This window comes from Peptoniphilus gorbachii, assembly GCF_016908115.1.
Classification (GTDB): domain Bacteria; phylum Bacillota; class Clostridia; order Tissierellales; family Peptoniphilaceae; genus Peptoniphilus_A; species Peptoniphilus_A gorbachii.
Window position 1 is genome coordinate 23,753 of record NZ_JAFBDH010000008.1, and the last position, 15,528, is coordinate 39,280.

Annotated in this window: 17 protein-coding genes and 1 tRNA gene; 13 read left to right on the forward strand and 5 right to left on the reverse strand. The window is 29.7% G+C overall.

The window, feature by feature from the left end; genetic code table 11:
- Positions 1-11: 11 nt before the first annotated feature.
- The 4 genes from recF to dnaA form a co-directional block, all read right to left on the reverse strand.
- The gene (recF, locus tag JOD41_RS07605) at positions 12-1,088 is read right to left on the reverse strand and encodes a DNA replication/repair protein RecF (RefSeq protein WP_205052306.1); all 1,077 of its coding nucleotides are present in this window, start codon (positions 1,086-1,088) and stop codon (positions 12-14) included.
- Complete coding sequence (yaaA, locus tag JOD41_RS07610) at positions 1,085-1,297, reverse strand: S4 domain-containing protein YaaA (RefSeq protein ID WP_205052307.1); 213 nt, start codon at positions 1,295-1,297, stop codon at positions 1,085-1,087. Before yaaA ends, recF begins: the two co-directional genes overlap by 4 nt.
- A 1-nt stretch (position 1,298) precedes the next feature.
- Complete coding sequence (dnaN, locus tag JOD41_RS07615; RefSeq protein ID WP_205052308.1) at positions 1,299-2,393, reverse strand: DNA polymerase III subunit beta; 1,095 nt, start codon at positions 2,391-2,393, stop codon at positions 1,299-1,301.
- A 148-nt stretch (positions 2,394-2,541) separates the two neighbouring features.
- On the reverse strand, positions 2,542-3,891 hold the full coding sequence (gene dnaA / locus JOD41_RS07620) for a chromosomal replication initiator protein DnaA (RefSeq protein WP_205052309.1): 1,350 nt from the start codon (positions 3,889-3,891) through the stop codon (positions 2,542-2,544).
- 444 nt (positions 3,892-4,335) lie between these two features.
- Here dnaA and rpmH point away from each other — a divergent pair, with 444 nt between their 5' ends.
- From rpmH to JOD41_RS07680, 12 genes are all read left to right on the forward strand, one after another.
- The gene (rpmH, locus tag JOD41_RS07625; protein ID WP_019139068.1) at positions 4,336-4,470 is read left to right on the forward strand and encodes a 50S ribosomal protein L34; all 135 of its coding nucleotides are present in this window, start codon (positions 4,336-4,338) and stop codon (positions 4,468-4,470) included.
- Positions 4,471-4,478: 8 nt separating this feature from the next.
- Positions 4,479-4,814 (forward strand): ribonuclease P protein component, encoded by a 336-nt coding sequence (gene rnpA, locus JOD41_RS07630; RefSeq protein WP_205052310.1) that lies wholly within the window; start codon positions 4,479-4,481, stop codon positions 4,812-4,814.
- The gene (gene yidD / locus JOD41_RS07635) at positions 4,811-5,026 is read left to right on the forward strand and encodes a membrane protein insertion efficiency factor YidD (protein WP_205052311.1); all 216 of its coding nucleotides are present in this window, start codon (positions 4,811-4,813) and stop codon (positions 5,024-5,026) included. Before rnpA ends, yidD begins: the two co-directional genes overlap by 4 nt.
- 18 nt (positions 5,027-5,044) lie before the next feature.
- Positions 5,045-5,779, forward strand: a complete 735-nt coding sequence (locus JOD41_RS07640; RefSeq protein ID WP_205052312.1) for a YidC/Oxa1 family membrane protein insertase — start codon at positions 5,045-5,047, stop codon at positions 5,777-5,779.
- On the forward strand, positions 5,779-6,591 hold the full coding sequence (gene jag / locus JOD41_RS07645; protein ID WP_205052313.1) for an RNA-binding cell elongation regulator Jag/EloR: 813 nt from the start codon (positions 5,779-5,781) through the stop codon (positions 6,589-6,591). The genes JOD41_RS07640 and jag overlap by 1 nt, the downstream gene beginning before the upstream one ends.
- Positions 6,592-6,681: 90 nt before the next feature.
- Positions 6,682-8,061 carry a tRNA uridine-5-carboxymethylaminomethyl(34) synthesis GTPase MnmE gene (gene mnmE / locus JOD41_RS07650; RefSeq protein WP_205052314.1) on the forward strand — a complete coding sequence of 460 codons (1,380 nt, stop codon included), beginning with the start codon at positions 6,682-6,684 and terminating at the stop codon, positions 8,059-8,061.
- Between the two features lie 6 nt (positions 8,062-8,067).
- Positions 8,068-9,972 carry a tRNA uridine-5-carboxymethylaminomethyl(34) synthesis enzyme MnmG gene (gene mnmG / locus JOD41_RS07655; RefSeq protein ID WP_205052315.1) on the forward strand — a complete coding sequence of 635 codons (1,905 nt, stop codon included), beginning with the start codon at positions 8,068-8,070 and terminating at the stop codon, positions 9,970-9,972.
- A complete protein-coding gene (gene rsmG, locus JOD41_RS07660; protein ID WP_205052316.1) occupies positions 9,962-10,654 on the forward strand; it encodes a 16S rRNA (guanine(527)-N(7))-methyltransferase RsmG in 693 nt (230 codons plus the stop codon). Before mnmG ends, rsmG begins: the two co-directional genes overlap by 11 nt.
- Positions 10,655-10,876: 222 nt before the next feature.
- Positions 10,877-11,632 (forward strand): ParA family protein, encoded by a 756-nt coding sequence (locus tag JOD41_RS07665; protein ID WP_205052317.1) that lies wholly within the window; start codon positions 10,877-10,879, stop codon positions 11,630-11,632.
- Positions 11,625-12,470 (forward strand): ParB/RepB/Spo0J family partition protein, encoded by an 846-nt coding sequence (locus JOD41_RS07670; protein ID WP_205052318.1) that lies wholly within the window; start codon positions 11,625-11,627, stop codon positions 12,468-12,470. The genes JOD41_RS07665 and JOD41_RS07670 overlap by 8 nt, the downstream gene beginning before the upstream one ends.
- A gap of 3 nt (positions 12,471-12,473) precedes the next feature.
- A complete protein-coding gene (locus tag JOD41_RS07675) occupies positions 12,474-13,364 on the forward strand; it encodes a PhzF family phenazine biosynthesis protein (RefSeq protein ID WP_156701606.1) in 891 nt (296 codons plus the stop codon).
- Positions 13,364-13,780 carry a hypothetical protein gene (locus tag JOD41_RS07680; RefSeq protein WP_205052319.1) on the forward strand — a complete coding sequence of 139 codons (417 nt, stop codon included), beginning with the start codon at positions 13,364-13,366 and terminating at the stop codon, positions 13,778-13,780. Before JOD41_RS07675 ends, JOD41_RS07680 begins: the two co-directional genes overlap by 1 nt.
- Positions 13,781-13,838: 58 nt before the next feature.
- On the opposite strand, the gene JOD41_RS07685 is transcribed toward JOD41_RS07680, so the two are convergent.
- Positions 13,839-13,914: transfer RNA gene (locus tag JOD41_RS07685), tRNA-Thr, on the reverse strand.
- An 89-nt stretch (positions 13,915-14,003) separates the two neighbouring features.
- On the opposite strand from JOD41_RS07685, the gene glpK reads away from it, so the two are divergent.
- Positions 14,004-15,491, forward strand: coding sequence for a glycerol kinase GlpK (gene glpK, locus JOD41_RS07690; RefSeq protein ID WP_205052320.1), 1,488 nt, complete (start codon positions 14,004-14,006; stop codon positions 15,489-15,491).
- Positions 15,492-15,528 lie beyond the last annotated feature (37 nt).

The following is a 15,528-nucleotide window of genomic DNA, read 5'->3' on the forward strand; positions in this document are numbered from 1 at the left end:
TATCTCCTATTCTAATACATTACTTTGCCTTCACTTATTCTATAAAAATTTGCATCAACTGATTTTAAAAATTCATCAGTTTCTGTTGTAGTAATAAAGGTCTGTAAATCTTTTAATGAATGTAATAAATACCTACTTCTATTTGAATCAATTTCAGAAAAAACATCATCAAGAAGAAGGAGAGGTTTTATTTTATATAAATCTTTTATTAAATCTGCTTCAGCTAATTTTAAACTAAGTACAATACTTCTCTGTTCACCTTGAGAACCATAACTTTTAGAAGAAAATTTGTTGATTTTAAAATCTAAATCATCTCTGTGAGGACCAATAGTGGTATATTTTTTCTCCATGTCCTTGTTTAGAGAATCCTTCATGAGTTTAAAATAATTTTCCATAAGTTCTCTTTCATCTACAAAAACTGGAACTGTTGAGAGATAAGTAATATTTAAATCATCTCCAGAAATTAATTTATAATGCTCTTTTGCAATTTCATTTAATTTCTTAATTGTCTTTAGCCTCATAATGATTATTTTTGTGCCATTTTTTACGATTTCTCTGTCATATACATCTAAGAGATTTTTATCCATATTCATTTTCAAAAGTTTATTTCTCTCGAATAAAAGTCTTCTGTATTTATACATATAAAAATCATAGTTTAAATCAATATTAGATAGCAAATCGTCTAAAAATTTTCTTCTTTCTTTTGGTGAATATTTTATCATATTGAGATCATCAGGATTAAATAGGACCACAAATCTTGATTTTCTAAAGTCCTTTGTATTTACTTTTTCATCATTAATAAATAATTTTTTATTTTCAAATTTTGAAATTTCAACTCTAAAGTCATCTTTATAATCATAAGTATTATATCTAGAAATAATACTAGAAGAATTTTCATCTATATTTATAAGATCTTTGTCCTTTGAATTTCTAAAGGAATTTGCCCTTATAGACATATAAATTGATTCAATTAAATTTGTCTTTCCTGAAGCATTTAAACCGTAGAGAACATTTATATTTTCACCAGGATTAAAATCTAAACTCTTGTAATTTCTGAAATTAAAAAGTCTTAGATATTTGAGTTTCATTTTTCACCAATAACAAATTCATTTCCCATAAAGGAAATTTTATCTCCCTTATATAATTTTTTGCCTCTTCTAGTTTCTACTTCTCCATTAACTTTAACAAGTCCATCTAAAATCATAGCTTTTGCAAATCCTCCTGATTCAGCAAGTCCTGTAAGTTTTAGAAGAGAATCTAGTTTTATATATTCAGTATCTATATTTATAGTTTCCATATTACCCCGCAAGTCTTACTGGAAGTACAAGATAAATATATGAGTCGTCTTCCACTTCAGTTATTATTAGTGGATTTACAGAATCTGTGAAATTAAGCACAATTTCTTCTGATTCTAAAATTTTAACTCCATCTAAAATATATCTTGAATTAAAAGCAATATCCAAAGTTTCATCATGTTCTGATGTTTTTACTTTTTCAAAAACATCACCAATTTCAGAATTACTTTTTATATCAATATAGCTTTCATTTACATTTAACTTTATAAGATTTGCTCTATCTTCTCTTGCAAGTAGAGATGCTCTTTCAACTGCAAGTTGAAATTCTCTTTTAGAAACAGTAGTAGAAATTTTGTGTTCATCTCTCAAAAGTGCACTGTAGCTGAAAAATTCTCCACTTAATAGAGTGCTATAAAATACAGTTTCATCAAATTTAAAAACTATATTATTTCTTGAAATATTAAGAGTTACATCTATATCATCGTCAATTATTTTTACAAGTTCATTAAGTGATCTTGATGGAATAATAACTTTATTTTCTATGCCAGTTTCCTTAACAAGCTTTTGAATTGCCATTCTAAATCCATCTAGTGCAACAAAATTTATAAAGTTTTTCTTTATATCCATTAAAACGCCAGTAAATACAATTCTTGATTCATCTGTAGAAACTGCAAAAGTTGTTTTCTTTACAATATTTTTTAAATCTTTAGAAGATATAACTATTTTAATATCCTCTTCAAGCTTTGGAAGATCAGGATATTCATCTGCTTTTTGTGTAGAAATATTAAAAATAGAGTCGCCACATTTTAGATTCATCACATAATTTTCTACATTTATATTTATAATGTCATTTTCAAGCTTTCTTATAATATCTCCAAAGAGTCTTGAATTTATTACGATTTCTCCTTCTCTTTCAACTATGGCATTTAATTTTGTCTTAATACTTATTTCTGTATCAGTTGCAGTAAGTATTAAGGTATTGTCTTTAGCTGAAATTTTTATGCCCTCAAGTATTTGCATAGTTGTTCTTTGAGAAATTGCTTTTTGAACTATTGAAATGTGTTTTGTAAGTTCTTTTCTGTTAACCTTTATTAGCATTTTTTCCTCCTAGAAAATAGTATATTAATTAGTAATAGTAGTAGGGCTTGTTAATTTGTTAATAAGACCTTCAAACATATGAGATATAATAAAATTTAATATTGATAACATGTTGATAAGTTTTAGGATTATAAAAAGTTATCAACAGTTATGATTTTATTTCTTTTATTAAATTTGTTATCTCAATTTTAAATATAGGATCATTATCTAAATCCTCAGTTATTTTATCATAAGCATGAATTACAGTAGAATGATCACGACCACCAAATACATCGCCTATTTTTGGAAGACTTAAATCAGTAAGTTCTCTAGTAATATACATGGCTATTTGCCTTGGATATGCAATAGCTTTCGTTCTCTTTCTTGAATTTAAATCATCAGTAGTTAAACCATATTTTTTTGCCACTTCAGACTTAATAAATTCTGCAGTAATTTGTTTTTTTGTCTTAGTTTCGTAAATATCACGAAGAACTATGGCAGCAGAATCAACTGAAATTTCAGAATCAGTGAGTTTGGAATATGCCATTACACGAGAGAGAGCTCCTTCAAGTTCTCTAATGTTACTTCTTACATTTTCAGCAATAAAATTCATAACCTCTTGGCTAACTTCAAAACCTTCGGAATCAGCTTTTTTTCTTAAAATTGCAATTCTAGTTTCAAGATCAGGTGGACCAATATCCACCACAAGTCCCCAGGCAAATCTTGAAATTAACCTTTCTTCAAGACTTTTAATGTCCTTTGGAGGTTTATCAGATGTTAGGACAATTTGCTTATTTTGCTCGTGAAGTTCATTAAAAGTATGGAAAAATTCTTCCTGAGTCCTATCTTTATCAGCTATAAACTGAATATCATCGATTAATAGAAGATCAACTTTTCTATATTTATTTCTAAAGTCTTCATTTTTATTAGTTTGAATAGAATTTATAAGTTCATTTGTGAATTGTTCACTAGTAACATATAAAATTTTCTTAGTAGGATCTTGTTCTAGTACAAAATGTCCAATTGCATGCATTAAGTGGGTCTTACCAAGTCCAACACCTCCATATATAAATAATGGATTTGAAAATGCATTTTGTGGATTTTCATAATTTTCAGACACTGCAAGTGCAGCTGCATGGGCAAATTCATTGCTCTTTCCAACTACGAATGTATCAAAAGTATATTTTGGATTTAGCCTAGAAACATTTAAAAAAGGCTTATTTACAATATCTGCAGGATTTGAATCAGTTGATTCATCATCTGAAATAATGCTTATATCAAAATCAATGCCAGTAATTTCCTTTAAAGCATCGCCGACTAAATCGAAATGCCTCTTATTATTTACTAGATAATCCCTTATAAAAGGTGAAGGAACTTTTATTATAATTTTCTTATTATCGTAGTCAATTGATTTTGGGAGCATTCTGGAAAACCAAGTGGAATATGTAACTTGAGACATAGATCTCTTTTCAAGTTCTTTTAAAAAAGATTCCCACATAGTGGAAAGTTCTTTGTCCATATTTCCTCCTAAATTAACAAATAATAAATTGTTGATAATTTTACGTTTATAATTAAATCTACAATTGTGAATAAATTTGTGGATAAATAAATATTAACAGTACGTGTTTAGTAAAATTGTTGATAAAATTACTTAAAAAACCGATTATTTAGAAATTTAAAAAAATAAAAATAAAATTATCAACAATTTATCAACAGAATGTTAATAACTTTATTTATAAACAATTTTGTTTTTATTCACATACACTTTATATTTATCCACATATATTTTAACAAATATTGCTATACTTATCAACAATAAGCGATTTAGCAATATTTATAATTAGATATTATTTTTATTATTATAAAATTATTTTCATATCATTTTTTTTAATAAATCACCTATATTACTTGACAAGACTCCCATTTGTAAATAAAATGATAAGGATAGAAAGAGGTGAGAACTTTGAAGAGAACTTTTCAACCAAAAAATAAACAAAGAAAAAGAGAACACGGTTTTCGTTCAAGAATGAGAACTAGAGCAGGTAGAGCCGTTATCAAAGCAAGAAGAAGAAAGGGCAGAAAGAGACTTTCAGCTTAGGTTTTATAATGAAGGATTGTTATTTAAAAAAAAATAGTGAATTTCAAAGGGTTTATTCTAATAAGAAGATTTCTGGATCAAAATTTATTACTCTTTTTACTGTAAAAAACAATAGAGATTATCCAAGATTTGGTATTACCACCACTAAAAAAATTGGAAATGCAGTAAAGAGAAATTTTGTTAGAAGAAGATTAAAACACCTTTTAAGAGAGAATTCTCATAAAATAAAAGCAGGTTACGATTATGTTTTTGTTGTAAAAAAGGAAGCATGCGAATCTGATTTTAATGACTTTATGGATTCTTTTTTTTCTGTTTTAAAAAGACAAAAGAAGATGATTAAATGAGTAAAATTTGTATGATTTTAATAAGATTTTATCAAAAATTTATTTCGACATACCTTTTACCAGGAAGACACTGTAGATTTACACCCACTTGTTCACAATATAGTTATGAAGCCTACGAGAAATATGGTTTTTTTAAGGGAACTTATCTTACTATTAGAAGAATTCTAAAATGCCATCCCTTTCATAAAGGCGGTTACGATCCTCTCATTTAATATTGGAGGAATTTATTAATGCATTTAATTAGTTCTATACTTGGTATTTTTGTAAAGTTCATATATGACGGACTTGCTACAATTTTACCTCATGAACCAGCTCAAGTTTCATATTTTGCACTTTCAATTATAGTCGCAACAATTATTATTAAGCTTTTAATTTTGCCACTTAACATTTCTCAAATGAAAAATCAAAAGAAAATGGCAAAACTTCAACCAGAGCTTAAAAAAATTCAAAAAAAGTACAAAAATGACCCACAAACTTTAGCTGCAAAGCAACAAAAACTTTATAAAGATGCTAATACAAACATTGCTGCAGGTTGTTTACCTATGATTATTACAATGGTTGTCTTAATTGCTTTCTATAGAGTTTTTTGGAATCCGCAAACCTACGCTTTTACAGACCCAGGTTTTTACGAAGCCATGAACAAGAATTTCTTTTATATAAAGAATATTGATCATGTTGATCCAACTTTTATTATGCCAGTTATAGCTGCTGTTTCTACATTTTTAGTAAGTTTTATTACTACTAAAAACCCTGCTACACAAGGTGCAGGTGCTGATCAAGCTAAGTCTATGATGACTACTATGATGGTTGTAATGCCTATTTTAATTTTTTCTATGGCAAGAAAATATGCAGCTGGTCTTGTTATTTATTGGACTGTTTCTAATATATTTTCAATAGTCCAACAGCTTATTACTAACAGGATTGTAGAAGAAGAGATTGAAGAAGTTGAGGTTAAGGATAAGTAATGAATTATGTAATTAAAACGGGAAAATCCGTAGATGAAGCAGTAAGAGAGGCTCTAAGCGAATTAAATATTTCAAGAGAAAATGCTGAAATTGAAGTACTTGATGAAGGTCAAAAAGGATTTTTAGGACTTATTGGTTCTAAAGATGCCACTGTTAAAGTTTGGCAAAAAGAAGACGAGACTAAAAGTATTTTAAATGAAATATTTAATGAAGAAATTGAATCAGAGAAGAGCCAAGACGCAGTTCAAAATGATGTTGAACTTGAAATAGAAAATAATGAAGTTTCTAATAATGATGAAAAAGAAGTTATAGATGTTGAAGAAAGTCTAAAAAGCATTGAAGAAGAAAATGAAGAAATTTTAGCTACTGCAAGAGAGTTTATTTCAAAAATTCTTGATACTTTGGAACTTGAAAACATTGTGGAAATGGAACTTGATGATAATACTCTAAACATAAATGTCAATGGAGATGAAAATAGACTTGGAATTTTAATTGGAAAAAGAGGTGTAACTCTTGATTCAATCCAATATATTTTAAATTTACTTGTCAATAAAAAATCTTCAAGATATATTAGAGTCAATTTAGATTCTAGTGGTTATAGAGAAAAGAGAAAAGAAACTCTTATAAACCTTGCAAATAAAATGGCAAATAAAGTTACTAAGACTGGAAGGTCAGTTAAACTTGAACCTATGAATTCTTATGAAAGAAAAATTATTCATACAGCTTTGCAAGATTATGAAGGAGTACTTACACATTCTGAAGGAAAAGATCCTTTTAGAAAAGTTGTAATTCAAAAAGAAAGAAAATATTGATGTAAAAATATTTTTTAGAGGGCTTTATTTTAAAAGCCTTCTTTTTTATTTCTTTTAATTGTAGTAATATAGTTTAAAAGGACTGATATAATGGGAAATTTAAATGATACTATAGCTGCAATTTCTACTGCTATTGGCGAAGCTGGTATTGCAATTGTAAGAATGAGCGGCGAAGATTCAATAAATATAATAGATAAAATTTTTGTAGCTGCAAGTAAAATTAAGATGAAAGATGCAGAAAATAGAAAATTCATGTATGGTCACATTTATGATGCTGACAAAAAAATTGATGAAGTTTTAGTTGTTAAGATGAAGGGACCTCACTCTTACACTGCAGAAGATATTGTTGAAATTCACTGTCATGGCGGAGTTGTATCTGTTAAGAGAATTTTAAATTTAATTTTATCAAAGGGTGCAAGACTTGCTGAAAAAGGTGAGTTTACTAAAAGGGGTTTTTTAAATGGAAGAATTGATTTAACCCAAGCTGAAGCTGTAATAGATCTTATTAAAGCCAAGACAGATATTTCCTTTGACCTTGGTTTAAATCAATTAAGTGGTGCTCTTAGCGAAGTTTTAAATAAATTAAAGGATGAACTTGTATCCATGCAGGCTCTGATTGTGGCAAATATTGATTTTCCTGATGAAGATATAGAAGATGCTGCCTATAATGATCTTTTAGATAGAAGTAAAAAAATTCTTGATAAAATAGATAATCTACTTGAAAATTCTAAAAATTCAAGACTTCTTAGAGATGGAATAAATACAGTCATTCTTGGAAAGCCAAATGTTGGCAAATCTTCTCTTTTAAATGGTCTCTTAAAATACGACAGAGCAATTGTTACAGACATAGCAGGAACTACTAGAGATGTAATTGAAGATTACATCAACTTAGATGGAGTTTTATTAAAAATTTCTGATACTGCAGGGATTAGAGAAACTGATGACGAAGTTGAGAAAATTGGTGTTAATATTGCAAGAGAAAAATTAAAGGATGCAGACCTTGTAATTGCAATTTTTGATTTATCAAGAGACTTCGATGAAGACGACAAAGAAATTTTAAAATTAATTGAAAATAAAAAACACATCATAATTTTAAATAAGGACGATTTAGAACAAAAGATTTCTGACGAAGAAATAGAAAAATATTTTGAGGATGATTATTTGAGACTCTCAGTAATGGAAAATGAATCTGTTATGAAAGTTGAAAAACTTATTATAGATCTGTTTTTTGATGGAGAGCTTCAAATTTCCTCTGATACGGTGCTTTCTAATTTAAGGCATATAAATGCATTAAAGGAAGCAAAAAAAGAGCTTTTAGAGGTAAATGAGAGCCTAAATAAAAGGGTGTTTTTAGATTTAATTGAAGTTGACCTTGAAAATGTAATTGCTCACATTTCTGAAATAACAGGAACAATTACGACAGAAGATATTTTGGACAGGGTATTTTCTGATTTTTGTATAGGAAAGTAGGTAAAGATGTCAGATATTAAATATTTTGAAGCTGGAGATTTTGACACAGTTGTAATTGGAGCAGGCCACGCAGGCAGTGAAGCTGCTCTTGCATCGGCAAGACTTGGTGCAAAAACTCTTTTATTATGTATAAATTTAGATTCAATTGCACAAATGAGTTGTAACCCCAACATTGGTGGTACAGGTAAGGGCCATTTAGTTCGTGAAATTGATGCACTTGGTGGCGAAATGGCGAAAAATATAGACAAGACTTTTATTCAATCAAGGATGCTAAACACTTCTAAGGGACCAGCAGTTCACTCACTTAGAGTTCAAGCCGACAAGAGAAAGTATCACGAAGAAATGAAAAGAGTTTTGGAAAATGAAGGTAATCTATATCTTGTGCAAGATGAAGCCGTTAAGATTTTAAAAGATGGAAATAAAGTCACAGGAGTATTGACTAAAAATGGGGCAAAATATAAGACAAAAAGCGTTGTAATTTGCTCTGGAACTTATCTTAGATCAAGAGTATTTATGGGAGAAGTAAATTATTCTTCAGGACCTAGTGGCTTTGGTCCAGCAAATTATCTTTCAGAAAGCTTAGAAAAAGATTTTGGAATGAAACTTAGAAGACTTAAAACAGGTACTCCTGCAAGAGTTCTTAGAAAATCAATAGATTATTCTGTCATGAAAGAACAAGCTGGAGACGAAAAAATTGTTCCTTTTTCTTTTTTAAATATAGACAAGGACTATGACATTCACCAAGAACTTTGCTATTTAACTTATACTACAAAAAAATGTCACGATATTATAAGAGAAAACATTGGAAGATCAGCTTTAGCACTTGGTGATATTGAAGGAAAAGGTCCAAGATATTGCCCTTCAATTGAAGACAAGGTAACAAGATTTGCAGATAGAGATGCCCATCAAGTTTTCATAGAACCTGAAGGATTAACAACTGATGAGATGTATATTCAAGGCGTTTCTTCTTCCCTTCCAGTAGAAATTCAACATCAATTTTATAAAGAAATAATTGGAATGGAAAATTGCAAAATATTAAGACCTGCCTATGCCATAGAATATGATGCAATTGATGCAACTCTTTTAAAGAGAAGCTTGGAACATATGGACTATGAGGGACTATTTTTTGCAGGACAAATTAATGGTTCTAGTGGCTATGAAGAAGCAGGATGCCAAGGTATTGTTGCAGGAATAAATGCAGCACTAAAAGTAAAAGGAAAAGAGCCCTTTGTACTAGATAGATCAGAAGCATATATTGGAGTTTTAATTGATGATTTAGTTACAAAAGGAAGCTTGGAGCCTTATAGAATGATGACTTCAAGAGCAGAATATAGGCTTACATTAAGGCAAGATAATGCTGATTTAAGACTTACTGAGAGAGGAAGAGAAATTGGTCTTGTAGATGACGAAAGATATGAAGGGTATCTTTACAGAAAAAATGCTATTGAAGAAGAAATTAATAGAATTAAAAAAATTCAAATTAACCCAACTGCTGAAAACAATAAAATCCTTGAAAGCCTTGGTTCAACAGAAACTCAAAACTCCTTCTCCTTATATGAACTTATAAAAAGACCTGAGCTTGACTACAAAAAACTAGCAGTTTTTGACAAGGACAGACCTTTTGTGCGTGATGATGTAATAAGAAATATTGAAATAGAAATAAAATACGAAGGTTACATTAAAAAACAAGAAATTCAAATAAAACAATTTAAAAAGCTAGAAAATAAAAAACTTTCTAAAGATATTGACTACAAAAATATTGATGGTCTAAGAATAGAAGCAAGAGAAAAACTATCAGATATAAGGCCAGAATCAATTGGTCAGGCATCTAGAATTACAGGTGTTTCACCAGCAGATATAAATGTACTCTTGATATATCTTGAACAAATGAGGAGAAAAAATGTTAATTGATTATATAGAAGACTACGGTCTAGATACAAAAAACATTGATAAATTTGAAAAGTATAAAGAATTAATTCTTGAATATAATAAACACACAAACTTAACGAGAATTACTGAAGATGAAGAATTTAATGTAAAACATTTTTTGGATTCTTTAAGCTTATTTAAAACAGATTTATTTGTGAAAGATAAAAAAATAATAGACATTGGAACAGGTGCAGGCTTTCCAGGTCTTCCCTTAAAGCTTTATAATGAAGACTTAGACATAACTCTACTTGATTCACTTAGAAAAAGAATTGATTTTTTAAATGGTGTAATAGAAGAACTTGATCTAAAGAAAATAAGGGCAATTCATGCAAGAGCAGAAGAAATTGTAAGAGATCCAAATTATAGAGAAAGTTATGATATTGCTGTATCTAGAGCGGTTGCCAATTTATCAACTTTAACAGAATATTCAATGGCTTTTGTTAAAGTTGGAGGATATTTTATTTCTCAAAAGGGACCAGAGTATAAGGAAGAATTAAAAAGTGCGAAAAGAGCAATAGAATTAATGGGTGGAGAAGTAAAAGATGTCATTCACACTCCCCTACCTAATGATATTGATCACTATATAATAGTAATAAAAAAAGTAAAAGAAACAGATAAAAAATATCCAAGAGGCGGCGGAAAGCCAAGAAAAGCACCTCTATAAAAATTAACATAAAGAAATGCTCTACGTAGAGCAAAAATAAAATGTAATATTCTATCAATCCCATAAAAAATAAAATGCTCTACATAGAGCATCGATAAAAAAATAAAAAAATGCTCCACGTGGAGCAAAGCTTCAAAAAATTTTTGGAGCTTATTTTTTTGCTTAATCTTTTAAAAAAATTTCAAACATGTTATTATTAATAATATAGAAATGAGGTAAAAAATGTCTGTTGTAATTACAGTATTTAATCAAAAAGGTGGCGTTGGAAAAAGCACCACAGTTATAAATTTAGCTTCAGCACTAGCTTTGAGGGGCAAAAAAACTCTAATAGTCGATATGGATCCACAAGGAAATGCAACATCAGGCTTAGGAGTCTATGAGTTTGAAAAAATAATTTACGATTTTTTAATTGATGAAGATGTAGATTCTATTTATAAAACCACTTTTAATAAACTCTACATAATTCCGTCAAGCAGAGAATTTGCTGGAGTAGAAATTGAACTTGCAAGATACGATGATTGGCAATTTAAACTGAAGAAAATGATAGATAAAATTAAGGATGATTATGATTTTGTAATCATAGACTCACCTCCTTCTCTTGGAGTTCTATCTATGATGTCTTTAGTAGCAAGTGACAAAATACTTATACCAGTTCAGTGCGAATATTATGCCCTTGAAGGTGTAACGCAACTTATGGATACAATAACTCTTGTAAGAGACAATTTCAATTCAAATTTAAGCATCTTGGGAGTAGTAATGTGCATGTACGATGGAAGAACTAATCTTTCTAATCAAGTAGTGGAAGAAGTTGAAAAATTCTTTAAGGATAAAGTTTTTAAAACTTTTATACCAAGAAATGTTAGGCTTGCAGAAGCACCAAGTTTTGGCATGAACATATTTGATTATGACTATAAATCTAAAGGAGCAAAGGCATATACAGATCTTGCTAAGGAAGTAATAGGTGAAATAGATGGTTAAAAAGAATGGATTAGGAAGAGGAATAGGAAATTTCTTATCCTCTAGTGAAAAAATAAGAGAAGTTATTGATGAAGATAATTCTAGACTCATGGAAATTGATTTAAATGAGATTGTTCCCAACGAAGATCAACCTAGAAAAAATTTTAATAAGGATGAGCTATATGATTTATCTCAATCAATTGAAAAATATGGAATAATTCAACCCCTACTTCTCAAAAGAAAAAATGATAAATATGAAATCATAGCTGGAGAAAGAAGATTTAGAGCAGCAAAAGAAATTGGACTATCAAAAGTCCCAGCAATAATAAAAGATGTATCTGATGATATTTCATCTAGAATTGCAATTATTGAAAATATTCAAAGAAAAGATTTAAATCCAGTAGAAGAAGCTATGAGTTACAAGCACTTACTTGATTCTCAAGATTTGACACAAAAAGAACTTGCAGATGAACTTGGAAAAAGCCGCCAATATATTGGCAATACAATAAGGCTTTTAAAGTTAGATCCAAGGGTTTTAAAACTTTTGGAAGAAGAAAAATTAAGCCCTTCGCATGGGAAAAATCTTCTTTCAATAAAAGATGGTGATAAACAGTATAAGGAAGCCATGAAAATTATAAAAAATTCTCTTCCTGTAAATGACAATAAAAAAACTTCAAAGAGAAAGAAACAAGAGGTTGAAGATATTTTTATGGAAGATATAAGAAGTGAAATTGAGAGAACTCTTGGTACAAGGGTTTGCTTCAAAAAAAAGGGAAAAGTTGGAAAAATTGAAATAGATTATTATGGTGAAGAAGATTTATCTAGGATAGTTGATTTTCTTTTGCAGAGGGCTTTGTAATATATGAAGAGATTTTACACAACTTATTTAGTATCAGCCTTTTCAGATAGGGCTTTTATGGGCAATTCAACAGGTGTTGTAATTGATGATGGAAGGCTTACGGATTTGGAAATGGAAAATATTGCAAAGGATATTAACCAATCCGTAATTGTATTTGTAAGAGAATTAGATAGAGATAGATATTTAACAAGATTTTTCACTCCTCATGGAGAAATAAATTTATGTGGACATGCTACTGTCGCAACTTTTTATGCCCTTGCAGAAAACGAGTATATAAAAAGTGAAGATCAAGGCATAAAGAAAATTATTCAACACACAAAAATAGGAAAAATCCCAGTTGAATTAGAATATCAAAATGGAAAAATTAAAAATATTTATATGAATCTTGATATTAAATTAGAGGAAAAGTTTCATGATACAGATAAGATTTTAAAAGTTTTAAATTTATCTCAAGATGATATTGGACTTGAAATTTGTAATAATGCACAAATGGAAAAAATTTCAACGGGAACTTGTGACATAATAGTGCCAGTTAAAAATCAAGAGGTATTGTCATCAATTGTCTTAAATAAAGAGGATGCAATAAAGATATCAAGGGAAGAAAATATAATTTCCATTCACGCTTTTACTACTGAAGACGGAAAAGAAATTAAACAGAGAACTTTTTCACCAATAATTGGCGAAGATGAAGAATTTGGAAGTGGAACGTCAACTGCTGCTACTATGCATTATCTAAGCTCAAATAAAATCAGTGATAGTAAAAACATAAGGGCAACACAAGGTGATTACATAGGCAGAATTTCTAAGGTTTTTACTAGTTTAACTGATGTTGAAAACAGGATTAGAGTTGGAGGAAGAGCTTACGTATTTATGAACGGAGTTTTAAATATATAATGGCGAGAAGAGAAAAGAAATCGAATAAATCTAAAATTGTTCTATTTATATTTTTTGTTGTAATTATGTTTTTTGGTGTTAGTTTAGTATCTTCGAGAAATAAAATTGTGGATATTGACCCTAAAGATGTAGATTATATTGAAATAATCGGATTTAAAACAGATAATATGAAGACTATAAAGGAAGAAAAAACTGTAAATAAAATTGTAAAAGATTTAAATAGTTTAAGAGGAAAACAAGCAAATAAAGATACCAATGCAGAAATTGCAAACTATATAAATGTTTATTTTACAAGTGGAAATAAAATTTCCTTTGTAAAAGTAGGACTTACAATAAGAATAAATAATATTTATTACAATATTAGTTCAAGAAATTCTAAAATGATTGATAATATTATAGATAAATATGGAAGATAATTTTATAAGATAATAAAAGCTGGCTTCTTTAAGTCAGCTTTTGTCATATAGTTTAAAATGGAGCTGATAGGCGGATTTGAACCGCCGACCTATTGATTACGAATCAATTGCTCTACCAACTGAGCCATATCAGCAAAGATTTAAAACAATTATAGCACTTATTAGAAAAAAGTTAAATTGCAAAAAAGTCTCTCTTTAATGATATAATAAGGATGGTGATTAAATGAAATACATAATGGCATTTGATGCAGGTACAACATCTGCTAGAACTATAATTTTTGATAAAAAAGGAAATCCAGTTTCAGTTGCACAAAAAGATTTAATTAAGCACTTTCCAAAACCTGGATATGTGGAAGAAGAAGCAGAAGACCTATGGTCAAAGCAAATTGGTACTGCAGTTGAAGCTATGTCTCGTAAGGGAATTGATCCAAAGGATATTGCTGCAATAGGAATTACAAACCAAAGAGAAACAACTATTGTTTGGAATAAAAAGACTATGGAGCCAGTTTATAACGCCATTGTCTGGCAATGTAAGAGGACTTCAAAATATTGTGAAGAATTAAAAGAAAAGGGCCTTGAAAAGAAAATAAAAGAAAAGACTGGACTTGTAATTGACCCCTATTTTTCTGCCACAAAAATTAGATGGATTCTTGAAAATGTAGAAGGCGCAAGAGAAATGGCTGAGAGAGGAGAACTACTCTTCGGGACAGTAGAAACCTATCTCATCTATAAACTCACAGATGGCGAAGTTCACATAACTGACTACACAAATGCGTCAAGAACCATGTTATTTAACATAAAAGAGAAAAAATGGGACGATGAACTTTTAGAAATTTTTGACATACCAAAGTCTATGCTTCCAGAAATAAAAAATTCAAGCGAAGTTTATGGTAAGAGCAAATCAAAATATTTAGGCTGTGAAATTCCAATAGCATCAGCAATAGGAGATCAACAGTCATCACTTTTTGGCACAGCTTCCTTTGAGAAGGGAATGGCAAAATCCACTTTTGGAACAGGAGCTTTTATACTTATGAATACTGGTGATGAACTTATAAGATCACAAAATGGTCTTGTATCTACTATTGCATGGTCCATAAATGGCGAGGTAAAATATGCCCTTGAAGGATCAATTTTTGAAGCAGGCTCTTGTATTAATTTCTTGAGAGATAACCTTAGAATACTTGACCAAGCAGATGACTCTGAGTACATGGCGAGCAAGGTAAAAGATACAAATGATTGTTACTTTATACCAGCCTTTACAGGTCTAGGCGCACCCTATTGGGACCAATACGCAAGAGGATCTATAGTAGGTCTTACAGGCTCAGTAAATAAATATCACATAATAAGGGCAGCCTTGGAGTCAATTGCATATTTAAGCTGTGATGTAGTGGAAGCCATGGAAGAAGATTCAAAGACAAAAATAAAATCACTAAAGGTTGACGGTGGTGTCAGCAAAAATAATTTCTTGATGCAATTTTTATCAGACATTCTTGGAGTTGAAGTTACAAGACCAAAGGTAGTGGAACTTACAGCCCTTGGCGCTTGCTATATGGCAGGACTTGCAGTTGGATTTTGGAAAAATATTGACGAAATTAGAGAATACAATGAAATAGAAAAATATTTTGAACCAAAAATGGAAGAGGAAGAAAGAAATAAAAAAATGAAGAGATGGCACGAAGCCATAAAATATTCCATGAACTGGGCAAAATAAATAGAAAAGAAGAAGGAGACCAAAGCCAAATAGACTA